Annotated in this window: 18 protein-coding genes; 12 read left to right on the forward strand and 6 right to left on the reverse strand. The window is 41.0% G+C overall.

Annotation, left to right across the window (positions count from 1 at the left end; genetic code table 11):
• The first annotated feature begins 329 nt into the window (after nt 1-329).
• The 3 genes from BWD47_RS03705 (at nt 330) to BWD47_RS03715 (ending at nt 5,845) form a co-directional block, all read left to right on the forward strand.
• On the forward strand, nt 330-926 hold the full coding sequence (locus tag BWD47_RS03705) for a bifunctional 2-polyprenyl-6-hydroxyphenol methylase/3-demethylubiquinol 3-O-methyltransferase UbiG (RefSeq protein WP_075593399.1): 597 nt from the start codon (nt 330-332) through the stop codon (nt 924-926).
• A gap of 313 nt (nt 927-1,239) precedes the next feature.
• On the forward strand, nt 1,240-2,328 hold the full coding sequence (locus BWD47_RS03710; protein WP_083633630.1) for an HNH endonuclease: 1,089 nt from the start codon (nt 1,240-1,242) through the stop codon (nt 2,326-2,328).
• A gap of 424 nt (nt 2,329-2,752) precedes the next feature.
• Nucleotides 2,753-5,845 carry a metallophosphoesterase gene (locus BWD47_RS03715; RefSeq protein ID WP_075593401.1) on the forward strand — a complete coding sequence of 1,031 codons (3,093 nt, stop codon included), beginning with the start codon at nt 2,753-2,755 and terminating at the stop codon, nt 5,843-5,845.
• A 22-nt stretch (nt 5,846-5,867) separates the two neighbouring features.
• On the opposite strand, the gene BWD47_RS03720 is transcribed toward BWD47_RS03715, so the two are convergent.
• Together BWD47_RS03720 and BWD47_RS03725 are read right to left on the reverse strand one after the other, a co-directional pair.
• Nucleotides 5,868-9,020 (reverse strand): DUF3427 domain-containing protein, encoded by a 3,153-nt coding sequence (locus tag BWD47_RS03720; protein WP_075593402.1) that lies wholly within the window; start codon nt 9,018-9,020, stop codon nt 5,868-5,870.
• Nucleotides 9,021-9,118: 98 nt separating this feature from the next.
• On the reverse strand, nt 9,119-9,598 hold the full coding sequence (locus BWD47_RS03725; RefSeq protein WP_075593403.1) for a PD-(D/E)XK nuclease superfamily protein: 480 nt from the start codon (nt 9,596-9,598) through the stop codon (nt 9,119-9,121).
• A gap of 164 nt (nt 9,599-9,762) precedes the next feature.
• Between BWD47_RS03725 and BWD47_RS03730 the strand changes: the two genes are divergently transcribed.
• Nucleotides 9,763-10,467, forward strand: a complete 705-nt coding sequence (locus BWD47_RS03730) for a hypothetical protein (protein ID WP_075593404.1) — start codon at nt 9,763-9,765, stop codon at nt 10,465-10,467.
• 919 nt (nt 10,468-11,386) lie between these two features.
• Here BWD47_RS03730 and BWD47_RS03735 read toward each other — a convergent pair.
• Nucleotides 11,387-12,241: a LysR family transcriptional regulator gene (locus BWD47_RS03735; RefSeq protein WP_075593405.1), complete on the reverse strand. Its 855-nt coding sequence runs from the start codon at nt 12,239-12,241 to the stop codon at nt 11,387-11,389.
• A gap of 81 nt (nt 12,242-12,322) precedes the next feature.
• Here BWD47_RS03735 and BWD47_RS03740 point away from each other — a divergent pair, with 81 nt between their 5' ends.
• On the forward strand, nt 12,323-12,544 hold the full coding sequence (locus BWD47_RS03740) for a DUF2798 domain-containing protein (protein ID WP_065979259.1): 222 nt from the start codon (nt 12,323-12,325) through the stop codon (nt 12,542-12,544).
• Nucleotides 12,541-12,828 (forward strand): putative quinol monooxygenase, encoded by a 288-nt coding sequence (locus BWD47_RS03745; RefSeq protein WP_036972494.1) that lies wholly within the window; start codon nt 12,541-12,543, stop codon nt 12,826-12,828. The genes BWD47_RS03740 and BWD47_RS03745 overlap by 4 nt, the downstream gene beginning before the upstream one ends.
• Nucleotides 12,829-12,948: 120 nt before the next feature.
• Here BWD47_RS03745 and BWD47_RS03750 read toward each other — a convergent pair whose 3' ends face one another.
• The gene (locus tag BWD47_RS03750; protein ID WP_075593406.1) at nt 12,949-13,254 is read right to left on the reverse strand and encodes a hypothetical protein; all 306 of its coding nucleotides are present in this window, start codon (nt 13,252-13,254) and stop codon (nt 12,949-12,951) included.
• 113 nt (nt 13,255-13,367) lie between these two features.
• Here BWD47_RS03750 and BWD47_RS03755 point away from each other — a divergent pair, with 113 nt between their 5' ends.
• A complete protein-coding gene (locus BWD47_RS03755; RefSeq protein WP_075593407.1) occupies nt 13,368-14,282 on the forward strand; it encodes a LysR substrate-binding domain-containing protein in 915 nt (304 codons plus the stop codon).
• A gap of 420 nt (nt 14,283-14,702) precedes the next feature.
• Nucleotides 14,703-15,392 carry a hypothetical protein gene (locus BWD47_RS03760; RefSeq protein ID WP_143474470.1) on the forward strand — a complete coding sequence of 230 codons (690 nt, stop codon included), beginning with the start codon at nt 14,703-14,705 and terminating at the stop codon, nt 15,390-15,392.
• A 67-nt stretch (nt 15,393-15,459) separates the two neighbouring features.
• On the opposite strand, the gene BWD47_RS03765 is transcribed toward BWD47_RS03760, so the two are convergent.
• Complete coding sequence (locus tag BWD47_RS03765) at nt 15,460-17,562, reverse strand: hypothetical protein (RefSeq protein WP_075593409.1); 2,103 nt, start codon at nt 17,560-17,562, stop codon at nt 15,460-15,462.
• A 113-nt stretch (nt 17,563-17,675) separates the two neighbouring features.
• Entirely contained in the window at nt 17,676-19,133 is a 1,458-nt protein-coding gene (dgt, locus tag BWD47_RS03770; RefSeq protein WP_065979264.1) for a dGTPase, read from the reverse strand.
• Between the two features lie 205 nt (nt 19,134-19,338).
• Here dgt and BWD47_RS03775 point away from each other — a divergent pair, with 205 nt between their 5' ends.
• The 4 genes from BWD47_RS03775 to BWD47_RS03790 are packed head-to-tail and all read left to right on the forward strand — an operon-like array spanning nt 19,339 to nt 26,077.
• On the forward strand, nt 19,339-20,766 hold the full coding sequence (locus BWD47_RS03775; RefSeq protein WP_230236217.1) for a glycerophosphodiester phosphodiesterase family protein: 1,428 nt from the start codon (nt 19,339-19,341) through the stop codon (nt 20,764-20,766).
• Nucleotides 20,767-20,777: 11 nt separating this feature from the next.
• Complete coding sequence (locus tag BWD47_RS03780; protein ID WP_075593410.1) at nt 20,778-23,093, forward strand: carboxypeptidase-like regulatory domain-containing protein; 2,316 nt, start codon at nt 20,778-20,780, stop codon at nt 23,091-23,093.
• A 17-nt stretch (nt 23,094-23,110) separates the two neighbouring features.
• Complete coding sequence (locus tag BWD47_RS03785) at nt 23,111-24,871, forward strand: hypothetical protein (RefSeq protein ID WP_075593411.1); 1,761 nt, start codon at nt 23,111-23,113, stop codon at nt 24,869-24,871.
• 12 nt (nt 24,872-24,883) lie between these two features.
• Nucleotides 24,884-26,077, forward strand: a complete 1,194-nt coding sequence (locus BWD47_RS03790; RefSeq protein ID WP_075593412.1) for an alkaline phosphatase family protein — start codon at nt 24,884-24,886, stop codon at nt 26,075-26,077.
• The last annotated feature ends 50 nt before the right edge of the window (nt 26,078-26,127 follow it).

The raw sequence follows: 26,127 nt of genomic DNA on the forward strand, positions 1-26,127 counted from the left end.
ATGTTTAGAAATGGGCGACAAAAGCCCCATTAAATTGTGACTTTTGCAACAAACAACCTGTTATATATCAAACATAACGCGTGCAATGGCACAGCTTTTACCTGCTAAAGTGTTAAATGGTCGTGAGATAGGCAGGGGGAATACTTCGCGTGTTTAAATTTATTAACACTTTTGGGGCGATTAGCAGTAAAAATGCAACGACAGTTTCATGCCGCGCTTTGTGTAACTGGTTTGGCCTATTTAAACTTTCTTCATTCATTTTATTTACCGATATCTCGCTTTAATGCTATTTTTAACCTAAGCACTACTGCCACGATAAAGGACGTAAAATGGCAACCAAAACAATCGATTACTACAACCAAAACGCACAAGCATTTGTCGATGCCACGCTCGATGTAGATTTAACTCAGCTTTACGATGAGTTTTTACCGCTGCTGCCAAAAAATGGCACTGTGTTAGATGCTGGGTGTGGCTCTGGCCGCGACGCCTTTATTTTTAAAGAGCGCGGCTTTATCGTTGATGCGTTTGATATAAGCCCCGAAATAGCCAAGCTAGCCTCAGAATACTTAAACCAAGAGGTGGCAGTAAGCAGCTTTCAAGACCTAAAAGACGTTGAAAAATACGACGGCATTTGGTGCTGCGCAAGTTTAATTCATGTCTCAAAAAACGACTTAACCGACGCCTTTAATAACCTAGCCCGCGCACTTAAACCTCAAGGTATTGTGTATGTATCGTTTAAATACGGCGACGGCGAGCGAGAACACAACGGCCGCGAATTTACCGATCTAAACGAAGTTGGCCTCGAAAGCATTATTAAAAACACCAACCTGTTTATTTTAAAGTCGTGGCAAAGCGCCGACCAGCGCCCAGAGCGCGCCAACGAAATATGGCTAAACGCCATTTTGCATAGACGAACGCCAAAGTAAGTCTTTAGTCTTATAAATTATAAAACGACAGCGCGGCATACCTCGTTATGCCGCATTTTTAAACGAATCCCTCACATGTTAATTTAGAGCAACCACTTTATTCATCGATAAACCCTATATTTATCATGGCTATTCGTGCTAGATTGTTTTTAAACTTAATAGCAGCTTAACGGCTCGTTATTTAGTATTAATAAATAACCATGGAGCGGTTTACTCATTTTAAGCCGCAGTAACAGGATTTAGCTTATGCGCTTAAAAGAAGCCCTCAGCGTTTTATCAAAGCCTTCATTAAAGGCATAGTTTGGATATGGCTATGCAGCAACAGCTCGACTTTATCGCTTATATTCAACGCATGCTGGTGGAAGGGGACTTTAGTGCCACTTACAAGTTTGCCTTGTTGCATGCGCTTGCTGATATCAGCATTGAAAAACAGCAAATAGATCCGAATGCGCAATTACCAATAACATTTGATGAATTAGTCGAAAAGTTTATTGCGTTGTATTGGCATCAAGCATCTCCTTTTGGTGCCATTGGTAATAATAGAGACCAGCTGCTTTTACAAAATACCAATTCCAAAAAACAAGCCAAAATCATCACCACACTGCACGATGCAAAATTAAATAACATTACTTCAGTTAGCCAATTAAAAAAGTGCAGTGATTGGAAAAACATACGCAGAACAACGTTACAAACCATTAAAGATGGACCGTTATGGTTATTACAAAAGCTAAATGGCAAGGAAGAGTGTTTCTTATATCCTCATGTTAAAGGGCAGCAATACATTACCTTAAATGCAGGTATTGCCAGTTGCTTTAGACGCTTTTACGACTTAGTTGTGTACTTAGCTAAAAATGCATGGCTACAAAAAATTCAAAGTATTAAATACAACCAAGCGCTAATCGGCCCACAAAGCCAACTTCATGACTTTTTATTTGGCTTTGATCGCAATGCACTCAATAAAGCAAAGCCTGTATTAATAGAACTACAACGCGGTCACTGCTTTTATTGTCAAAAGGCATTAAACAGCAAAACCGAGGTTGATCACTTTATTCCGTTTACGCGTTACGCCAACGATTTAGGCCACAACTTTGTGGCAGCTCATAGTAAATGCAATAACAACAAACGCGACTTTTTAGCTGCGCAAGAGCACCGTGAGCGCTGGCAAGAACAAAACCTTGTCATATATAACCAGCATATATCTCGTGAGTTGAGCGATTACTTTAATTGTGATGCCGAAAAATCACGCTCAGTGAGCGACTGGGCGTATCAGGTTGCACAGGCAAACAGCGCTAAATTGTGGGTAGGCATAAATAGTTTTGAGTTTGCAGAAAGTGCTGTTTATCAACAGCAAAATAATGAGCTTGGTTTAGTGGCGGAAGATAAGCCAAGTTATAACGTGTAGATAGTGAAGTTTAACGTACAGACCTAGAGTTTGCGTGCAGGATTTTTAAGGGATTAAAAACCTCTATTTGAGGTTTTATCGCGTTGGCGATGGCAACCAAAGAGAGGCTGCCGCCGACCTCTCTCTGGACTCTCTCGGCGCACCCGAGGATCACACTTGATCTTCAACTTATGTTAATGATGTGAACGTAACCGCCATGTATTCGCCATCCATGACGAAGTTACGGCTTAGCTTAAATTGCCTAAGGGATTTAGGTGCTTGGAAGTTGTCGGGAACAAAATTCCGCCATGCAGGTGATTACTCATCAATTCATAACTTTCGGGTTAGTAACTAGGTAAAAAGTTGGTTTAGTTAATTTTAATTTAATATATTAACGCTTTCCAAACTAATAATGACTTATTAATAAAATAAATTTGGGTTTTATATGTCTCATAGTACAAGAATTTTTATAGTTTCAGATATCCACGTCAAAGAAAGTGATGATAAAGTAATTAACAAGCTAAATAAGTTTGTTGAGTATATACATACTTATTCAAAAGAAGGTGATGTAGTGTTATTTGTTGGGGATGTTGCATTTTCTGGAAAGGAAAATGAATACTTTAAAGTGAATAGTATTTTTAATGAGTTATCAAATAAAATTAAAATACTCATGTGCCCTGGAAATCATGACCATAATTTTTCAATAAACTCGGCTGTGCGTGACATCTTGTTGACTAACATAAAAAATGACTATAAAAATGTTAAAGATGACATTATTTTGGCTATGACAGCAGGGCAAGAAGACTTCTTTACGTTTAGAGATTCACATACATCTGTTTCTGCGTTAGAAAATTCTCCATTAGCAGTCAAGTATCGCTGTCACGAAAAACAAAGACTAAGTTTTCAAGCTTTAAATACAGCATGGTGTTCAGAGATAAAAGAAGTTTCGGGTAGTCTTATTTTTCCAGAAGAAAAAATATTAAGTCCAGATATAAATAGCTTAAACATCATCTTTTTTCATCATCCACTTTCTTGGTTTGAAGCAAATAACCAAAAAGCTATCAGAAATAAAATCAGGAATGACTTTGATATAGTTATAACTGGGCATGAACATATTTCCGATGGATTCCATTTCAGTAAGGATGATAATAACTGTCTCTTTATTGAATCTATATCTTTTGACGATCCCGGAATGGAAAAAAATGGATTTTTAGTATTGGATGTAAAAGAAGATTCTGTAATTGAAGAGTTTTTATGGTGTGGAGATTACTTTAAAAAGTCTAAGGAGTTAGTACGTTCAGAAATAGAAATGCCAAAATATATTTCAAAAAATATAAATGGCGTTGAGCTGAAAAGTGATTTTCTTAATAAAATTTTAGATCTAGGCACTGGATTCACTCATGCTGAAAAGGAAAGTTTAGATTTAGATGATGTTTTCGTATATCCAAATATAAAACAGCTTGGCAGTATTGATAGTGAGTTAAAAAAACTTTCTTCAAAAGATATTGCCTCCGATATAAGTTTTAGTCACTTAATACTTATGGGTGAGGAAAGTATTGGTAAGTCAACATTAATAAAAAAACTTTTTGTTGATTTTTTGTATGACAAAAAAATTCCAATATTATTGGATGGAATGTCAATAAAAAGAGTTAAGAAATTAAAGTTAGATAATTTAAATAAATACATATCTGAACAGTACATAGATGTCAATTTTGAAAGTCTTTCTTCTGAGAAGAGAGAGAAAATATTACTGATAGATAATTTTGATTTCATAAAAGGTTCATTTAATGAACGTTGTTTAATATTTTCAGAATTATTTGATGTTTTTGACAGGGTTATTTTATGTGTTTCTGAATCTTTTGATATTGCAGATTTAACAATATCAAAAGAGAAGTATTTAACAAAATTCAAAAAAGCAGAGATTTTGAGATTAGGTTATAAGCTTCGATATGAACTTATTAATAAGTGGAATGAGCTCAAGTCAGGATGTCAGATGGATAGAGGTAGGCTTATAGCGCAAAATGATATATCCAATAAAACTATAAATAGGCTAATCGGTAAAAACTTTATTCCTTCTTCTCCTTTGTTTTTATTAACCATGTTGCAATCATTAGATTCTGGAGATGCCACTGACATTAACACAAGCTCACATGGTTATTATTATCAATATCTTATAACTAGTAGTATGGGGGCGTCAGGGATAAAAAAGGAGCAACTGGAAGAAATATTTAGCTATGTAAAAGAGTTGTCTTTCTACTTTTATAATAGACAGAGTAATAGCGAAGATTATGACAGCTTATGGGACTTTAACTCAAATTTTTGTATTGAATATGGGCTTAAAATTGATGCTGAGAGAAGACTAGAACAGCTTGTGAGATCAAAAATACTATATAGATCAGCAGAGCAAAACACTTATAGCTTTAAGTATCCTTATGTATATTATTTTTTTATTGCAAAGTACTTCGCTGAAACTTTAGATGATCCAATTACTACTAAGCTGATTGATGATTTAATAGAAGGTTTACATGTAAATAAGAACATGAATATATTAATGTTCTTAACTCATCACAGTAAAGATAAAACTGTATTAGATAAAATAATAAAACATGCTCGGCAGCACTTTAATGACATTGAAAAAGTATCATTAGATTTAGATGTAATGTTTTTAGATCAGTTGGTTGAACGTTTGCCTCCTATGATTTATGAATTAGATAAATCAGACTCTCAATCCTATCGGCTGAGAAAAGCTGAGGCACAAGACAATGCGGAGGAGGCTGAGGATGCTGATGATGAAGACAACACACAAGGCAAAAGTTTAGAAGAAAGTAACTCAGAAAAAGATCCTGAAATATCTACATTAATTAAAGATATGAATGTCACTTTCAAATCTTTAGACTTACTAGGTCAATTAGCTAGAACTTATTATGGTTCATTGAAAGTAGGTAAAAAAACTGAGCTGATAGAAGAAGCAATTGCTGCTCCATTGAGGGCTATGGGCTACATATTTGAAGAGATAAATAAACAACCAGATGAAATGATCTCTATTATAGAAAAAAATATTAAAAGTAAAGTAGGGGATCAAGAAGAGATGAATCCTAAAGAAATCAATACATATGCGCGTAAAGCATTATTTGATTTACTTTGGCTAATTTCTACATCTTTTATTAGTAAAATATCAACAGCTATAGGTAATGAGAATTTATTACCAATTATAGAAAAAATCGCTGAAAAAGAGTCAACAAACGCTTATTATATGCTATTACTTGCAACAAAGCTTGATTTAGGTAATAAAACGAGCCCTGATTCAATAAAAAAAATAATTGGTAAAATGAGTTCTAACGGCCTATCTAAAACTATTATTCAAGGTTTTATACTTAACTATCTTTATATGTTTGATGTTAAAGATGAAATAGTTAGAAAGCTTTGCTCAATAGCTAACATTAAATATGCACATGTACATCAGCAAATGAACTTAGATAATTCTAAAATTAAAGAGCTGGTTAATAGCGCCACACAAAGTGAGAAAACTATAAACTAATTTTCAACGGGGTGATACGCTATCACCCAACAGCCAATTTTCCTGCCTCATGCCACATTTCGTTTGGCATGGGGCTTACTAATTCCCATGTTATATTCATTGGCTGGCTGCCGCTGTGGCTTTGATATTTAACCTCGCCATAGTTCACAAATCCCATGGTTCGGCCGTTTTCATCTTTGCTTTGTTCACGCACAAACAGCAAGATGGTTTTGCCTGTTTGTTGGTGCTGAATGTAGCTTAGGCCGCGGCCGTGTTCTGGTCGGGCGCTGTTTTGCGTTTGCCAATGAAACAAGTTTGGGCTGATTGCATAGTCGTGATATAGCGTTGTTGGTGAGTAGGTTTTTTCGCACTTATTGAGCGTGACGAATAGTAACTCTAAATTTTGTTCTTTGAACTCTAATACACCTTCGCGAGCGGTCGATTTTTTATCAAACGTATGCGCGCCGAACGCCGCTAATATTTGTTGGCGAGTGTAGCGGCTGTGCAATTTTATTGCATGGTTTGGTAAGCACGCTAAATCACTTTCTTGTTGATGAATACGATTTATTAAAAGCGCAATCACTTCTGATAACTCTTTTTGTAATAACGGGTTTTTTAGTGCTTGTAAGCTTTGCTTAAGGGATTTAAACCCTAGACTTGTGCCAGTGTTATCCCAAAAATTGTAATGAGCCATGAGTGCATACTGTTGATTTTTAGGTGTTACCTCAATGCTAAAGTCGCTGTTACATAAATCGCGTAAAAAGCACAAATAGCTCAGTGAATCACAGCTAAGTAATTGCGTATTTATAGCTCTGTAATAGGCACTATATATATCAACTTGATCTGCTGGAATATTATCGTCTTTTAACCAATGCCAACCGCCATGCCTTGTATCTTTCGGTTTATAAATATCTTCTAATGTGACTTGTGGGTTTATACGTAAAAAGTTACTTAGTGTTAGCTCGTCGCTTGTATGATGAGAATAACTGTTTATAAGTTGTTGCAAACGGCGTTTGCTGTTTGTTGCTTGTTGTATATTACGTAGAATAGTTTTTTGCGTGCGTTCTTGTAGCTCTATACGACAGCCCAGCGGCAAGTGCGGAAAATTATTTTCTATTTCGGTTTTTATTGGCTGGTTACTTTTTCCAATGAGTGCGCGAAACTTATTGGCAAAGTCATATTCGGGGCGAGCGTTACCAACAAAGTCGAGTACGGTACAACATTGCTTTTGACTGTTGTCGGGTAAACGTAGGCCACGACCTAATTGCTGTAAAAATAGCGTTAGGCTCTCGGTTGGACGCAAAAATAGCAGGGTATCTACTTCTGGAATATCGACCCCTTCGTTAAAAATATCAACGACGCAGAGTATGTGTATTTCACCTCGTCTAAGCGCCTGCTGTTTGTGTTTTCGTTCACTAGTATTTTTACTGGTAAGTACGTCTGCACTTATACCTGCAAGGTTAAACTTACTGGCCATAAACTCAGCATGATCTTGGCTTACACAAAATGCTAATGCCTTAATAGCGTTAATATTTGTAACGATGTCGTTGAGACTCGATATGATTTTATTCGCGCGGTTATTCTCGCCTGTATATAGCTTACTAAGCTCACTAATATCGTAACGACCGCCTCGCCAAGTTACCGTGCTTAAATCTGTATCGTCATCAAGGCCAAAGTATTGGAACGGGCATAAATGGCGCTGATTTATGGCTTCTGGTAAGCGGATCTCTGCGGCAATAACACCACAGAAATCTTCTAATATATTTGCCCCATCTTGCCTTTCAGGTGTGGCCGTTAACCCTAATAAAATGTTTGGTTTGAAGTAATTAAGAATGCCACGGTAACTGTTAGCACTTACGTGATGCACTTCATCAATAACAATATAATCATAAAAATCAGCACTCAATTTTATGTTGTCGATTTGGTTGTTAAGGGTTTGAATTGAGGCAAATAATTGGTTGTATCTTTGAGGTTTGTAGTTGCCAACCCAAAGCTCGCCAAAATCATTATTTTTTAGCACTCCACGATATGCGCTTTGTGCTTGAGTGAGGATTTCTTCTCGGTGAGCAACAAATAAAAAGTTGGCATTTGGTTTTTTGTCGTACACGGTTTTAAAATCAAATGCAGATATGATTGTTTTACCTGTGCCTGTTGCTGCCACTACTAAGTTTTTAAAGCGATTGTGAACACTTCGTTCAACACTTAGTTTTTCTAAAATAGCTAATTGATGAGTTTTAGGGGTTATATCAAAATAGAACTGGTTACTTGCTTGTCCTTTACCACGCTGTTCATTCAGTGAGTTTATTAGCTTTTCTTTACATTCAACTTTACCACTAAACAGTTCAAAGTCTGGTGATTGCCAGTAGGTTTCAAAGGTGCTTTTGGTTTTAGCGATAATATGCGGAATTTCTTGCGCTGTAATTTTTAAATTCCATTCAAGGCCGCTGGTGAGTGCCGAATGCGATAAGTTAGACGAACCAATATAGCCAGTATGAAAACCGGTGTTACGCATAAATAAGTAAGATTTTGCGTGTAAACGTTCTTGCTGATTGTTATAGCTTAGTTTTACTTCAGTGTTTGGTAGGCTTGCCAAAAACTCAACCGCTTTAGCATCTGTTGCCCCCATGTAAGAGGTGGTGATAACTTTTAGTTTGTTACCACTTTTGGTAAAGGCTTCAAGTTCATTTTTAAATATTCTTAGCCCTGTCCACTTTATAAATGAAACTAACCAGTAAATAGTGTCGGCCGATTTTATCTCACGCTTTAATTCTGTCTCGAGCGATATACCCGCATTCGCGCCACTAAATAATTCGCTTTGGGTAAGCCCTGTTAATGGAAATATATTTTTGGTGTAGTCTTTGAGGTTTGCTGCAATTGGGTTTTCAGTATTGAATAGTGCAGTGAGGATTCTGCCTTGGCTATCTATTAGGTTTTCACTTATTAGCTCATCATCTCGAATATGATCTTTAAGCCAAAAAACTAAGTTATTTGCTAGATTGATTTGCTCTTGTAAGCGATTATTTGAACTAGGTATAGCATCAATCGCGTGAGCAATTAACTTACCTAAAAATCGAGACAGCCAAGTGGCAGCTTCTGCTGATTCAAGTTGGCGTTCTCCGACATAAAACTGTTCACGATCTAGGTGTTGCTCGATTACTTGCGTAATCAGCTGCTCGTAAATACCAACCTGTTCCATAACGACTCCCTGTTTTCGAACAGGCAGTTTACTAAAATGATTAATATAAACAAGCAGTAACTAAGACGTGTAGAGGGAATGCATCATGTTTTGATGCATTATTCGTTTAAAAGAAAATCAAGAAATAGTTCTTTACTCGGAAAAACGTTAAATGACTTTTTTCGATTTTGAGAAGTCTGATACATCAACCAATCGAAAGCTTCTTTTTTATATCCTTTCCCGTCGAAAACAATAATCACATTTTCCTCTGGGGCATTACTTAACGATTCATAAAAGAATGGAAACTTTTGATCAACAGAGCCACTCTGAACTTGTCTATGCGCTTCAACTCTTAGCAGTCCTTTTAACTTGTGATGAATTAAAAAAGTACTGTGTCTCGTGCCTCCATACATATCAGTGTATTCGGCTCTTTTAAGGTAGTGCATCGGGGAAGGTGATTTATCTTCACTTTCATTAAAACCCAACGAATTTAATTCTTCTTCCAACTCTGAGCAAAACCTTCTATTTGAATCTTGAGGTGAACTACTGTAGGCACCTGTTTCATTTATTTCTTTAAAGAGTGATAATTGGTTATCCATAACATTACCTTTTTAAAATTGAGTGTTTAATATACTAAATTATTATGTATAAATAAAAGCCACATCAAATAATTGTGCTACTAAAAATTTAATATGTTAGGTTACTTTTTCTAGGTTCTAAATTTGGTACAATGTAACTAACTTAATTACATTGATGTAACGTTATGAATAAATGGATTTTATTGCTCGCTATTTTACTCGTGGGCCAGAATGCGGTTGCTGTTGAGCAATATTATCAAAGCCAATGCGATAGAATTAAGGCTGAGCGCGAGGGCATTCGTAAAAGAATGAATAGAAGTTACACCGCTGAGCAAGGTGAGCGGTGGAATAAGCGCTCTGACGAGCTGTTTACCTTGCTTGCTAAGTATTGTAAAAACCCCAAAAGAACATCGGGTAATGGTGGCACCCATACCTATCAATCAAGCCCTACTGCACTTTTAAATACCAAAGTACATAACTCCACGGTTTACAGTAATTCGTTTAATGATGATAAAAAACGCATTGCATGGGGACAGTTTTATCAGTTACCTGAGCGATGCCGAGCTAAGAAAATAGAACAAGCTGATTTTGTATGGTGTAGTGAAAATAAATCGGAGCAAAAAGCCCTTTTTGAATCTATATGGGATGCAAAGCCTAAATCTGACTATAAAGATGTTGTCATTACAGTAAAGCCGACCATTACAGAAATAAACTCACCACAAAGCGCGGTTAAAACAACAGAAGAAAGTACACCCATTATTCAGCATAAAGTGCATGCTGTAACTCCTCAGTTAGATAAAATGAGCGAGACCAAAATTTGGCAGTTAATCGGGGTCGGTTTTGCGGCTTTACTGCTTGTATTTGGTTTTTATCGGTGGTTTAAGGATTAATTTTTCGCCGTTAAAACGGCTCCTAAGAGTGGCTTTTAGGTATGGCGGTGTTTTTGGATGTTGTGGCGATTGAAAAACGCGAGAAATAAATTTCACGCCTACAAGGGCGGAATAGCGCCGAGGTGCGAGATGCGAGCTTAGACTTAAAGATTCGAGCTTAAAGAGTAAAGCTTATAGCGAAGTTAAACCGCTGCGAAAGATTCACCGTTAAAGCGGCTCCTACGGGTGGCTGTTAGGTATGGCGGTGTGTTTTTGGGTATTTTGGCGATTGAAAAACGCGAGAAATAAATTTCACGCCTACAAGAGCGGAATAGCGCCGAGGTGCGAGATTTGAGATGCGATGTGCGAGCTTAGACTTAGAGATTCAATCTTAGAGAGTCAATATTAAAGAGCCAAGCCTAGAGCAAATACGCGCTATAAAATCGCTGCGACAGATTCACCGTTAAAACGGCTCCTACGGGTGGTGGCTGTTGGGTATGGCGGTGTTTTTGGATGTTGTGGCGATTGAAAACGCGCGAAATAAATTTCACGCCTACAAGGGCGGAATAGGCCAAGGTGCGAGATTTGAGATTTGAGATGCGAGATGCGAGATGCGAGATGCGATGTGCGAGCTTAGATATTCAATATTAAAGAGCAAAGCCTAGAGCGATACGCGCTATAAAATCGCTGCGAAAGATTCACCGTTAAAACGGCTCCTACGGGTGGTGGCTGTTGGGTATGGCGGTGTGTTTTTGTGTATTGTGGCGATTGAAAAACGCGCGAAATACATTTCACGCCTACAAGAGCGGAATAGCGCCAAGGTGCGATGTGCGAGCTTAGAGAGTCAATCTTAGATGTCGAGCTTAAAGAGCCAAGCCTAGAGCGAATACGCGATGTTAAACCGCTGCGACAGGCTCCCTCACAACATAAGCAGCAAGTGTTAAAGCGCTAATACTTCCCCTTGTAAGCTTGGTGACCCCGCAATACTGGTTTGTAGTTGCTCTATTAATAACTGCGCATTCGCAGAGGGGGTGCGCGAGTGAGCCCACAGAGCATAAATTGGCCTTGCTGGAATGCTGTGGGGCGTTTCTACATAACTAAAGTTGCGGGTGTCTTTTATACAGCCAATTTCACTCATGGGCAGTATGCCTACACCGTAGCCTGCTTCGATCATTTTTCTGGCGATTGTAATATCAAAACAAAAGCTTATTTGTTCAAATTCATTTTTTAATGCGGTTAATAATCCGCTAGGCAGCTGCGACTCTGAATAGGGCAGCACTAGGCGTGATGTTGGCGCCCCTTTCTTTACTATTAGCTTTATGGCAATTGCCCCTAGGCGTTTTTGAAAATAGCTTGAATCTTGTTGTTCGCCCACTCTAATCGCTAGGTCAAAACGCTTTTGGCTTAGTTGGCTATTGGCATTACTTGGGTAAATGTGGAGATTAAGCGCAGGGTTGGCTAAGGCAAACTGATTTATTGCGCTCATGAGTGGGCCTGCAATGATATTTTGTGGGCACAGGAGATAAAAGTCTTTTGCTCCCGACGAGTCATTTAATTGTTTTAATTGGCTATTAAGTGCAAGCACTTGCTGGCCGAGTTCATCGTAAAGGGTTTCACCTTTGGCTGTGAGTACAATGCCTCTGGCGGTGCGTTGCAGCAATGGTTCGCCAAGTTTGTCTTCTAATGCCTGTATGCGCCTAGAAAGGGTTGAAAGATTTAAGCCGAGATCTTTTGCTGTTTGGCTCATGCTTTTACGGCGTGCTATCTCAATAAACAAATGCAGATCATCCAGCATACGACTCCCTCAATCTTAGTTTGCATTTTCGTGACTGTTGTCACTTGCCCTGTGCAAATATAGTAACGCCAAGGAGGACATATGAAAATTCATTTTATTTTTACTGCGGCGTTTTCGTTCTTAATGTCGTTTTTATTATCGGCATGGGTTACATACGTGAATTTAGGCCTAAGCGATACGTTTATAGCAAGTTGGATGAAGGCCTTTGCGAATGCGTGGCCGGCTGCGTTTGTGGTGGCATTTACAGTGGCACCACCTATTAGAACATGGGTTTTAAAGTTATTTAGTAAGGAATCAGTATGATAAATATAGTTGCAAAAATCACCCCTAAAGCGGCGTTATTCGAAGAGTGTAAAGGGCGTTTACAGTGCATTTTAGCTGCCACTCGCGCAGAGCCTGGATGCAACCGATTCGAGTTGTTTGCAAGTAAGGAGCAGCGCTGTTTGTTTTTAGTGGAGCAGTTTGTATCGCAAGCTGCGCTTGATGCGCATTATGCTCAGCCTTATACCAAAGCGGTGTTCGCGTTTTATGAGAATGCGTTGGCAGAGCCGGTTGAAGTTGAGAAAGTGGAGGAAGTTATAAACTAGAAATTAGACGCTAGAAGTTAGACGTTAGAAATTAGACGTTAGAAATTTTGGGCGCTAAAAAAACTAGGCTACTGGGGAAGTACTGCTATTCGTAGCCTAGTTTTACAAGGTTGAAACAGGTTAAAGCATGGTTAAAATTTGTTTGGCTTTGTCACGTGTGAGGCAAGCGGCCATGGGGCGTTTGGCAAATAATTTTGCAGACACGGTGTGCTCTTTGCCATTGTATTGATTATGCAGTGTTTGCACATTCACGCGGCACGTTACGGTGTATTGGTTTTCAACGTATCTAATTTCAACGCGTTCTACTTTTTGAATTAAGTTTTTATAGGGGTAGCCTTCATCGGTATCAAGCTGTGTTACAGCGGGTTGGTTTGCATAGCTTGCACTCGAGAGGCAAATAAAGAGTAAAATGATGCAGTATTTCATAACAGTTATCCTTAATTGGTGGCGGTTGGCTGTATGAGTATTACGTGAGAGAACAATGCTGACAAACGATTAAAAATTGCCTATGCTTAAGTTTTTATTAACCATAAGCGCATATGAAACTTCCTCCTTTAAAGAGCCTTTGGTATTTTAAGCATGCTGCAAAGCTTGGCAGCTTTAAGCTGGCCGCTGAGCAGTTATATGTAAGCCAAGCTGCTGTGAGCCAACAAATTCGGCTACTCGAACAGCAACTGGGTTGTGCTTTATTTACCCGTCATACGCGTTACGTTGAACTAACGCGTCAGGGCGAGCAATTGTTGCCTCATGTACTCAAGGGGTTTGATCATTTGCATACGGGTGTGCAGTCATTAAGCCAAGACAGTCACCCAAATACGTTAAATTTATCGGTGCTGCCTTCGTTTGCTAGTGGCTGGTTACTGGGGCGTATCAGCGATTTTCAACACCAATACCCAAACATAAAAGTACGTATTGAGCCTAGCGATCAATTGGCCGACTTTTCAACGGGGCAAGTTGATTTAGGTATCCGCTTTGGTCTTGGTAATTACCCAGACTTACAAAGCGAGCTTTTAACCGACGACAGCTTATTTTTAGCTTATAAACCGGGTTTAATTGATGTAACTAAAACGCTTAAGCCGCAAGTAATGGCGCAAAAACTAATAAAAGATATTTGCCCCGATGCCGAACGAGGTTGGTTAACGTTTGCAGAACAACTAGGCATGAACGCCGATGCGTTACCTTCGCTCGAAATTGACAATGCGGCATTGGTTATACAAGCAACCCTTGCAGGGCAAGGTATTGCTATCGTTCGCCGACGCCTAATAGAAACACAATTACAACTTGGGCAGCTTGAAGTTTACCCCGACTTTGAATACCCATGCCAATTTAAATACTATTTAGCGGGGCCAGCAGAGCATTTTACATGGCACAAGGTGCAGGTTTTTAAAGACTGGTTAATGCGCCAATTTGAGCTTGACGACGAGCAATTTTATAAGCATCAGCAGTCACTTTAATGACTAAGCGGCATTATATTAATTCGCAAGAATACTTAATCGTTTTGAGGGATTAAACTTGTCGTTATCTTGCATTAAAAATGTTTGATTTACGACTGCATGGATGCAGGAGGTAGCGCAATGCAGGAGCAATTGCCGAGAACAACTCAATAACGACATGTTTGCCGTGTTATCAACGGGATTTTATTGCCTCAAGATTGCTCATTTAATTAAGTGAATAGGTAGTACAGTCTGTTGTAGCAAGAATGATTTAATAGTGGCAGTGCCCTGTGGGTAAATAATGAATACGAGGAGCGTATTCACCTTAGCCATTATTTAAAGAAGAGCGGATAAAGAAGCGCGGAGATTTAACGCAACCGTATTGAATTTTTAGCTAAAAATGGTACTCTGTTCCTCTCTATTTTACAGTGACGTAAATTAATGATTAAACGGATTTTATTCTCTCTGTTATTGTCGCCGTGTGTGTCATGGGCGCAAACAACAGCACCTTCAGTTGAATGCCACGCTATGGATGCTGAACGCAGTGAACTGCAATCGGCACTGCGTAAAACTCACCTGCTCGACGAAGTTGATGATTACAAACAGCGCATTCAAAACTTATCTGATCGCATTGCATCGAATTGTTTAACCGAAGAGCAAATAGCTGAGCGCAAGTTCGCATTTTATAACCATGATATTGCTTACCTTGAAAATTCGTTAGCTAAACCCTTGTCAGAACAAGCATATATTAGCAAGCAGGCCGCATGGGACCGTTTTTATGTGATCCCGTCTCGTTGCCTTAATAAGCCATTGTCAGTGCAATATTTAGAGTGGTGTATTGAGAATAAGCAAGTGCAGTTTCAGCAGTTTGATATGCTATGGCAGCAAAAGAGCACCCAAACGGTGCGTTCAGAAGTAACATCTAACGACTCATTTCATGAGTTTAAATTACCCAGTAAAGCCGAAAGAACAAAGTTAAGTGCTGAGCGCGAAATAAAGCGCCACACCTACAAGAGTGACTCGTTTTTGCCAAAAAACATTATTCTTTTGTGTGTGCTGGCCGTGGCTGTTTTCTTTTCGTTGATATTTGTTTTTCATTGGTTAATGCGCCCGCGCACCACACTGAAATAAAAAGGGAAAGCACGGTGCTTTCCCTTTTTTTATTTTAAAAAAACCTTTATTTAAAAAACCTTAGTCGCTAGTCGTCGGTTTTGAGTTGTTTGGCGCGTTCTTCGGCGTCGATCAAGGCTTGAGATTTAGGCTGTTTAGCTTTGCTCTCTAACGAGGGTTTTTCTGATGAGTTTGGATCCCACGCAGGGTCTAGCGACAAGTTAGCAAACGGATTGTGTGGCTTACTGTCGGTATGCTCGTCGTTATCATCTTGTTGTGCTGGTTCTTGCTCTTGCTCGGTTTCTGTTAGTGTTTCATCATCGTTTTGCTCTGTATATTCAACCTGAGTGTGCTTAGGCTCTTCGTACAGTTCTTGCTCAAGTGCTTGTAACGCTTTTGCCAAATCGTCGTCGCTAATATCGTCGTCGGTGTTTGATGGCTTAGGTTCAGTGACTAGCGATGGCTGGTCGTTAAATTGATCGGCAAATGATAAATCGTCACCCATTAACGATGATAAGTCGTACTCTGGTACGTCATCTTTTACAGGCTCGTCGTCTGCAAGTGGTTCTTGCTTTGCGTACTCGTCGAAGCCAAATGATGAACTGCTAGTAAAAGCCGGCGCTTGTTCGAGCTCGTCATTTTCAAGCTCGTCATTTGAAAGCTCGTCATTTTTAAAATCGCTGCTTTCAAAACGGTTACTTTCAAGCTCGTCATTAATAAGCTCATTGGTTAATGGCTCGTCGTCTGTAAGCGGTTCTTGTTTTGCGTACTCGTCGAAGCCAAATGATGAACTGCTGGTAAAGGCAGGCGCTTGTTCGAGCTCGTTATTTGAAAGCTCGTTACCTTCAAGATCACTGCTTTCAAGGTTGTCTCTTTCAAGAGCATCGCTTTCAAAATCGCTACTTTCAAGCTCGTCATTAATAAGTTCATTGGTCAATGGCTCGTCGTCTGTAAGCGGTTCTTGTTTTGCGTACTCGTCGAAGCCGAATGATGAACTGCTTAACAAGGTTTCAGCTTGTGTGGGCTCGGCTATAATTTTGGGCTCAGTATCTTTGGGCTCTGTCTCGTCGTTGTCGAGTTCAAGCTCATTAAACTGATCCGCATCGGCAAAATCAGTGTGTTGCTCGTGAAAGTCGCGTTCAGCACTAAAGCGGGCAAGTTCCGAAAGCTCATCGTTGTTGTCTTCGTTGTCTGTGGCTGTAAACGAACGACTTTGCTCTAATTCATTCTCTATGTCGGGGGCTTGTTCTGCGCTTTGCTCTGCAAGTATCGCGGCGGTGGCCGATTTAAGTTCTTCGGCTTCTTTATTTGCGTTTGCGGCGGCTTTTAGTGCTTGCGCTTCTAGTAAGCTGTGTTCAAGTTCAGGGTGTGTGTCTTGTTGTTTACTTTTGCGTAATCGTACAATAAACAAACCCGCCACAAGCAGCACTAATAGCACGATTAAGCTGGGCATAAGCAGTGACGTTGACGAACTAGGCGCAGCGCTTTGCACCGGGGCTGGTTGTGGTGTTGGTGCAGGCTCTGCGGGTATTGGCGCGGCATCGACTGGTTTTTCTGCCTCTGTTGCTGACACAGGGGGTGTATCAGATGCGGGCTCGCTTTCAAGGTTATCGGTTGAATTATTTGTCTGCGGCGCTGCTGTTTGTGATGCTGTTGTTTGCGGCGTTGCTGTCTGCGCCGTTGTTAGCGCTTCGTTAGTCTCGTTTTGCGGCTGCGGTACGCTCTGCACTGGCTCTGTTGTTTCGAGCGTTGATGCATTGGCTACAGGTTCAATGGCGGCTGCATCAGAAATGAGTTCTGGCTCTGATGTAGGCGGCGTATCTTGAGTTGCTTGCTCTAATTGCGTTACGTCGAGGTTTTGTGGCTCAGGTGCTGGGGTATCGTCAGCAATGCCTTGAATGGCAGCCGAGTGCTCTGTTGGGCTTACTGATTTGTTGGGGGTTATGGGGGTTGATTCTGCCGATTGCGCGGTTAACTTTTCAAATGCTTCGACATTGTGGACAGGCGTCGGATTTTTACAGTTCTTTTCATAGTTACGAGCTGCAGAGCGATAATTGCGATTACTCGTATTATTACGAAATTCATGCATTTGTTGTTTTAACAAAATGCACATGGCCTCATTATACTGCGCTTCGCTGGTGAAACTTACACTAGCAAGTATCAGTAAAAGTGTTGTTTTTATAATTGGCATAGTTTCCTGACCAGTAAGGTTAATCTGGTGACCCAAACAATGACTTAATTCTAAGCCTTGATAGGTTTTTTATCCACATTTTGTTAACAAATTAAAATAAATAGCTAAATGAATCAATCAATAACCATTAAAGCGCGGTACTCGTCGTAAGCAAATTGGTCGGTCATACCGCTAATGTAATCTTGAACAAGTCTGCAACGGTAATAAAACTCATAGGCTGCAAAGTGATCGGGCTCTGCTTTTAAGGCATCAATGGCTTTTTGGTAGCTGTTTATGTGTTTATTTGAGAGCTTTTTAACGAGCCGCGTTTCAATTAAATACTGAGGGTCGCCTTTTAAAACCCGTTTAAAGGCGTCGTGGTCAAGGGCAAGTAACGGTTTGTAGCAATCGAGCAAACCGCTAATGATCCGATAACCTTGCAGCTCTAGGCGCTCTACTTCTTTGTGGCAAAATACATGTTTAATGGCCACTTGTTTTAACGTGAGTGTGACTGCATGCAAGTGACTGCGATCTTCCAGTAAGGCTTGGTTAAAGTCGCCGTGGTAAATGGCTTCAATATTGCCAACAAAACGCTCTGCGGCATAATTTACCAACGGGTGTAGCAAGGTCACGCGTAGGTAAATAAAAAACTCGCTATTATAGTTATAGGGCTGCTCGGCGGCTTTACTCAGTGCGTAATCAATGGCTTTTTCGGCAAAGTCACTGTGCTTGGTGTCGTTAAGCGTGAGGTTTGTTAAGGTGCGCGTGTATTGCTCTTTTAATTTTTCGCACAATAGTTCAACGTTTATTATGCCTTTTTCTACAGCGTCTTCTATGTCGGCAAGGCAATACGAAATGTCGTCGGCTGCTTCCATTATGTAACTTGCGGGGTGGCGGCAATATTGCTCTATATCAAGCTCGGTTTGCAGTGCCTCAATAAAGGGTTTTTCGCTAAAGTAATAACCCACTTTTTTCATTAAGTAATTTTTGTCTTGTGGGATGTCTTTTTTAGCCATGCTGGCAGGGCGGGTGTACTTTAATATGCCGGCGCTTTGGCTGTATGTTAGGTTGAGTGAAAGCAAAGAATGAATAATGCGAATGCCTTGCGCATTGCCTTCAAAATTTTTGATGTCTTGTGCAAGGTGCTTAAAAATAACATGTATGCCACTGGCTTTGCAGCGCTCTGGCGTGAGCGACTCTAGGTGTTTTTCAAACCATTGGTTTATGGCGGCTTCGCCAAAGTGACCAAATGGCGGGTTGCCAATGTCGTGCATCAAACACGCCATTTCAACAAGGCTCTCTAAGGGCCTTTCTAGGCCTGCAAGGCCATACTCTTTTTGTTGGGCGTCGCTTAACTTATTAAAAATTGTTTGCACTATAAAGCGCCCCACTTGTTGTACTTCAAGAGAGTGGGTTAGCCGCGAGCGCACCGCTGCATTGCGTTCGAGTGGGAAAACTTGGGTTTTTTGTTGTAAACGACGAATGGCGGCACTGTTAATAATGCGCCCCCGATCACTTTCAAGGGCAGTGTGTAATGTGTTGGTTGAGCGCATTTCGCGCGCAGGGGTAATTTTTTTACGAAAGTCGATCATGTTTCATTCCCACGAGGCGCTTCCTATTAGGCTGCTCAGTGTTGTTATCAAAACTGCGATAGTTATTAAATTTAATCTAACAGCTTGTATCTTAAATTAAAATATTTGGATTAATTAAAGTTATTACTTTAAATCGGGACCTCTATTCATATATTATTCAGCTTTACACACTTCTTTATGAGCTCTAATAAAAAAGGAAAGCCTTTTGGCTGTAAATGCAATGATGCAAACTTCGTTTACTAAACCTTTGCTGCTGGTCGGCATTTTACTTATTTGTGTTGGCTTAACGGCCTGTAAAAGTACCCCAGAAGCGACTCCCGAAAGCACGCTCACTGTTGCACAAAAGCAAGCAGTGAAAGCCAAGCAAGAAGCACTGTTTGCCCGAGGCTTCTTTGAGAGCCAACTTGGCAATATTAACTATGTGTCGGCGCGACAATGCAGTGGATTTAACCTGCAAAGCCACCGAGGTTCGATTCGTTACGCCGAAAACTCAGTTAATGCAGTGATTGATGCCATTGATAATAACTTTGACGTGATTGAAATTGACGTGCGTATTACCCGCGACGATGTGTGGGTTGTACACCACGATGCGCGTACCGGCCGCGAAACGGGCACGGTCGACAACAAGCGTCGCAAAATTGAGTCGATGAGTTATAAAAAAGAGTGGGGGTATTTACGCCTGCGCAATCAAGATACAGGCTTACTGAGTGATGACTTGCCTGCCTCTTTTCGTGAGTTAGCGTCGAGCTTTGCGCGTTATCGTAAACCGCATCAAAAGCTTAATATTGAAATTAAATCAAACGCTTCGATCAACGATCTTAAAATGCTCGACTACTTGGCGTATGAATACATTGGTGGCGGTAATTACTTTTTTAGCAGTTTAGAAATGCGCAATTTAACGCGTATGCGTGACATTAACCCCGACATTTATTTAGCGTTTATTCAGTCGCCAGCTAAAGCGTCTATGAACAAGCTTGCGAGTGACTTAAAACGCGGTGCAGGGAGTGACCCTATTTATGAGCGCAACAAAGAACAGCTCGAAAGCTTGCAAGCATTAGGTAATCGTTATCACCGTGAAAAGCGTTACGACAGCCCATTGCAGCTCGACAAATTAGCAAAACAGCTGAAGCGTAACTTTGGCTACGTGCTTGATATTCGACACTACAAGCAAACCGCTGCTCGTTTAAAGCCTAGTGCCAAGGCGCGTGGCATTATGATTGCGACTTATTCAATTAACGGTCACGACTATCATGAGCGCAGTTTACTAGCTCAGTCGCGCTCGGTGCGTCCCGACTCCGTGATTATTGACGACACGGTGTATGGCTTTTGCTCGGTGTTTGAGCTGCCAAACGTGACCCCTTATTTTAGCGATGAAGCCGACGCTAAGTTAATTGCAAGCATGCCCGATGATCTTGATTTAGAGCGCCTAGACGAGCTTAAAGCGTATCAAAGTAACAAGCTTTATCCAGCTGTTGGAGGCACGCTTAAATCGACTCAAGCAGTGAGCTATGTTCCACAGGTTACACAGACGCCTAAAGCACCCAATCTCGAAATTGGCACACGCCAAGCCGATGAAGACTTTAGCTTGGAAACCGACCCAGCGGTTGAATTAGAACTACGTAAAAAGCAATAAAGAACAATACTATGACTACAATAATAAAGCCGTTTTGGTGGCGCTGTCTGCTGCTTGTTTTAGCTACTTTATATTTATTACCCGAAGCAATTTTTAATGCGCAACTTGTGTCGCTCGTAGGGTTAGGCACCCCTTCTGCGGCAGATTTAGAGCACCTCGAAATTTATGGGCGTGCGGTGTCGGGCGTTGGTGTCGCACTGTTATTAGCCGACTTTTTACCCAAAGCCATGGTTGCTAAAGTTGGCCGCGGTGTTGTTTCGTTTATTGCGCTACTTTGCCTTGTGTGGCCGGTGGTGTTTTTTGGGCAAAAGTACGCCATCGAAAAAACGTTAATAGAACCCTCAACGGCTGAGCAACGCCAGTTTGCAACCTATAGCGCAGCGCTGCGTGATGCCTTGGCAATTAACTCAATTAAAGTAAACGACCTTGATTACAACCCCGAACAGTTGCACAGCTCAGAAAACCTGACTTTTTTAGCGTTGTTTGGTGGCCTACTTTATAGCGATGCGGCACTGTCTGATAACCTTGAGCAAGATAAGCGTAAAATTATTGCCTCTTTCGTGCAAAAGAAAGCGTATCAAGACTTTGATAAACATTATAAAAATTACAGCCAGTTGTACGATGAGCTGGTGGTTAAGTACAAAGCCTACGCACAGGGCAGTAAAAAATATAACCATACTTTAGCCAGCATTGGTGAGCGCGAGCAAGGTTATTGGCAACAGGTTGAGCAAGAAATCAACAGCGGGTGGAATAAGTATCAACAAGCGCAAAAAGCCCATATTGCTAAAGCCTCTGCGCGTGCACAAAAGTACGGCCCTAAAATATACGATTACCACAATAGTATTGCAAAGTGCCGTGAGCGCTACGATAAAAGCAGCGAAAAAGACCGCCGTAATCGCTGTTACGAACGTGAAGCGGCCGATTACCGAAGCACCATTTTAAAAGCCGGTATTGGTTACATTGAGCCAGACTATTGGTTAATTGAAGAAGATGTCTCGGTGGCAGAAAACGCCGCAGGCACTATTTTAATGGGTGTGCTAACGGGCGGTGTTTATACTGCATTGCAAGCGGCAAGTTTAGCGACCGGTGGCGACGGTGGCTTTAAAGATAAGCGGTATAAATACACCGACGATCCTGATCATTATCAATTACGTTTTTTACAGCATCCTAATTTTCATAAAATGTTTGTTAAAGAAACGGGTTACCCGTTTACCCTTGAAAACTTAATGGCGTTTCGTGCACACGACACCACGCAACAAAAGCTGCGTGCCCATTTTGCAAACAAAGGCCTTGAGCTTGATAGCACGTGGAATGTGAATCAACGTCAGGTATTTGCTAATGCCGTTGCGACTAAAGTTACACAAGAAGCGACAAACCAATGGCAAAGTGAAATGCGCAAACGGGGTATGAGCTTACAGCCTAACTTAAGCTGGGTTGAGTTTCAGCTACACCCAGAAATTCAAGCCAAAATCGCCGACCGTATGGGCGACTTATACGTGAAAAACATTCGCGCAGACTGGAATAAAAAGAACTTTAAAGATCAGGTGCTTGATCCGAATATTGAAAAACGCACCGACAAGTACGTAGCCATGCTTAATAGCGCTGAAGGTAAATTTGCCGATGGCGGTGAGTACGCGCAGTACGGTAAACAGGCGCTGCGTTCGGTGATTATTCCGCCTATTTCAATGTCGTTATCGTTATTTTTAATTTGTTTAACGTTTAGCAAGCTGCCGTTGAAATTATGGCAACTTATTAAACCTGCCCAAGAAAAGCAGCCAACAACATGGCTGAGCGTACTGCAAAAACTGATAATGCCTGCCGTGATTTTAATTGCCCCAGTGCTCTTTATTCATAATAGCTTTACCGAAGATGAGCAAAGCCCGGTTAACTACTTTTTAGACAAAGTGGATGAGTCGAGTAATCCGGTATTTAGCTACGCGATTCGTTGGACTCTTCATGCCCAGCCGGTACTGCATCCTTTAGGCTTAGCCTTTGAAGAAAAGCTGCATATATACGAGCGTTTTAGCCCGGTGAGCCATGCGCTGGCACAGGTTGATATTTTACGTCACGAGACGGCAAATTTAAGCGCCGAGCAACAATCTCGCAGACAATATTTGGTTGAGCAAAAAACCAAACTGACCATTGCCACCAATGCACCTAATGCCACGGTTCGTATTATGAATATAGGCCCTAAGTACCGCCCAGGAATGACTTTAAAAACGGGCGCGTACGATATTCAGGTGTCGGCACCGGGGTATAAAACGTATCGTCGTTGGCATCAAATAGAGGCTGGCGAGCAAACATTAACAATTGATTTAAGTAAATAATTAAGCAAGGAATGACTATGCAACATTGCCAAAATACGGTGTATGCCACCGATCTTCACTGTTGTGATTGTGGTGAAGCTCTTGAGCAAAAAAGACAAATGCACACGGTTGAAGAGCTCAACCCAGACTTGCTTGCTGAAGTAAAACACTACTCGCCACAAGCCTGCACTATTACCGGTGTTGTTAAATCGATGTACTACTATAAGCGCCGTTATAAAACCAATAATGACGATATGTTATATGGCTATTGGTGGTTAGAAGTTGAAGACAAACACGGCCACATTCACGAGTTTAGCGTGGATGCTGAAAAAGAGGTGATTGCTAATTTACAAAAGGGCAATGTGATCACTGCATTTCAGCCAAGCCCTTTGACACTAAATTACCGAATAGCAAACAACGACGCGATTAAAGTCGTGAAGAATAATCGCTTTATGCCAATTGTGATTGTGCACTTTGCTGATCAACAATACCGCAGTTGGGATAGCAGCATTAACCGAGCCTACACCGGCGGGACTGTGTTATGGCTTGTATTGGGCTTTATTACATTTTTAGTGATGCTATTTGCTGCCAAACTTGAGTTTGTGCCGGCATTATTAGCAACCTTGCCTGTCGCTATCGGGGTATTTATTGCAGAACATAAATACCATAAAAAAGCCAAGGCCAAAAAGGAAGCACATTACGATGCGATTTTAGCGGCCACCGATGTCATGTTATCAACCAGTCAAAATCAATTGGGGTATCACATGCTTGCTCGCTTGCCGAGTAAGTCCGATGTAATTTGTATTTCGTGTCAGCAGCGTATTAGTAAAGATGCCGCACACTGTTATTGTTGTGGTGTTAAGCAGCATGTTGAGCCGGTAGCATCGGTTTTGGCAGATGACGAGCAAAGCACAGAAAACCAAACGGTGAGTGCAGAGCGAAAGGCTGAATCACATTTAGTTAAACCAACCACTATTGCTGATCTTGAACACGCCATAATGGGTGAATACAGCCTAGACTACAAAACAAACTATGTGCATAAAAACGTGTGGGCGCGTAATGAAAAGGGCACTATTCGTCACCGTGCCGTGCTAGGTAAAGTATTAGACAAAGCACAAAGCGCGCACGCCAATGAAACCCGTGAAACAGTCACTACAACAGAAACCACCACCACCTACCGTGGCGGTAATTATGTTGGCACCGATGTGACAGAGCGCGTTCAGGTATACCGTAATCGTAGCACGACCCTAAAAGGTGAGATCATGCTCGAAACAGCCTCGGGCGAGCCGTATATTTTTAAAGCCGGTGAAGACTTGTTAGGGTCTGTCGATGTCGGTGATTGGGTTTACTATGCCTACAGTGATGTAGAAACACAGCGTTATTCAAAGTACTACCGTGAGTATGCGGTGAATGTGAGTAAAGATATTAAATATGATTACTCATCAGTTAAACGCTTTGGTATGGTGCATGGTTTTAACCGTATGGTAATGCTAGGCCTTACATCAATTGGCTTGGCTTGGTATTTAGACCCGCAAGATTTTTATCCACTGGTGAATGCGCTTGTGCCAGACGCAGGCATTGAGTTACTTGATCAATACCCGCAAGTCGTGGAGCATTTAGATGGCTTTCCTGTGGTGGTATTTATTGTGTTAAGTGTGGTTACTGGGCTGTGGGGATTTATGTATAGCTTAGCAAATGGTACACGTTTAAAACGCAGTGTGAAAAAGCTTGAAAGCACGATCACAAAATTTTCAAAAGAGTACGGTAACATACTCGAACGAATCAAAAAATTAAACTAACAAGGGTTTTGTATGCGTATTTTTCAGTTACTTTTAGCAGGTTTGTTAATCATAAGTGGAACGGTAAAAGCCGATAGTGAGCAGTCTGTTGTGCTTATTTCGATTGATGGGTTTCGCTGGGATTACATTGAAAAACACCGCGCATCTGCGTTAAAAGCAATCAGTGAACAGGGTGTAAGGGCAACCAAAATGCGCCCTGTTTATCCAACTAAAACTTTTCCTAATCACGTGTCGATTATTACGGGGTTGTTGCCAGTAAACCACGGTATTGTTGATAACCGTTTTTGCGATACACAGCGCAATGAGTGTTACAGCATGGGCAAAGGCAAAGACGACAGCACTTGGTTAAATGGTATTCCGCTTTGGAACCTTGCACAAATGCAGGGGGTTAAAGCGGCAACCTATTTTTGGCCAGAGTCTGATGCCCGCTTTAACGGCATGTTGCCTGATTACTTTTATCACTATTCTAAGCACAGTGATTACCAAAAACGTGTTGATCAAATTATTCAATGGTTAAGCTTACCAAAAGAAAAGCGCCCACGTTTGGTGGTGAGTTACTTTTCGTTGGTAGACAGTATGGGGCATGAGTATGGCCCTGATGCAAAGCAAACCTTTGATGCAGTACAAACCTTAGATGCCCTAATGGCAGACTTGCACACACGCTTAAAAGCGCTTGATGAGAATATTAATTTGGTGATTGTTTCTGATCATGGCATGTCGACAGTTGATCCCCAACAGAGCATCAAAATTAGTCAGCTACCAGAGGATGATAACTTCATTGTTAAAAACACCGGTCCGCGCGTGCTTTATTACGCCAAACCAGATAGCCAAGCCGATATTACGGGGTTTAGCAAAAAGCTTGCTAAGGCGGCAGATGGCCGATACATCGTTTTAAATGATCAACAAAAGCGTGATTATCATTACGATAAAGGCCCGCGAGTGGGGGATATTATTTTACAAACGACTGCACCGCGCGTATTCACCGACAGCAAAATGGCGCCTTATTTAGGCACCCATGGTTACGCATACACCGATGATATGGCCGCCACATTTATTGCCACCGGCCCTGCGTTTAAAAACGGTATGCAACTTGATGAAGTGAGTAACTTAGATGTGTATCCGCTTATTGCAAATATATTAGGCCTGAAAATTTTAAGCCCTATCGACAGCGATGGCGCGACTTTGTGGCCAGTGTTAAACAAGTAGGCTTAAAAGCAAAGAGCGAGCGTGTAGTGCGATGTAAAACCGCGGCTACA

Source organism: Pseudoalteromonas sp. PAB 2.2 (assembly GCF_001938575.1).
GTDB lineage: Bacteria > Pseudomonadota > Gammaproteobacteria > Enterobacterales > Alteromonadaceae > Pseudoalteromonas > Pseudoalteromonas lipolytica.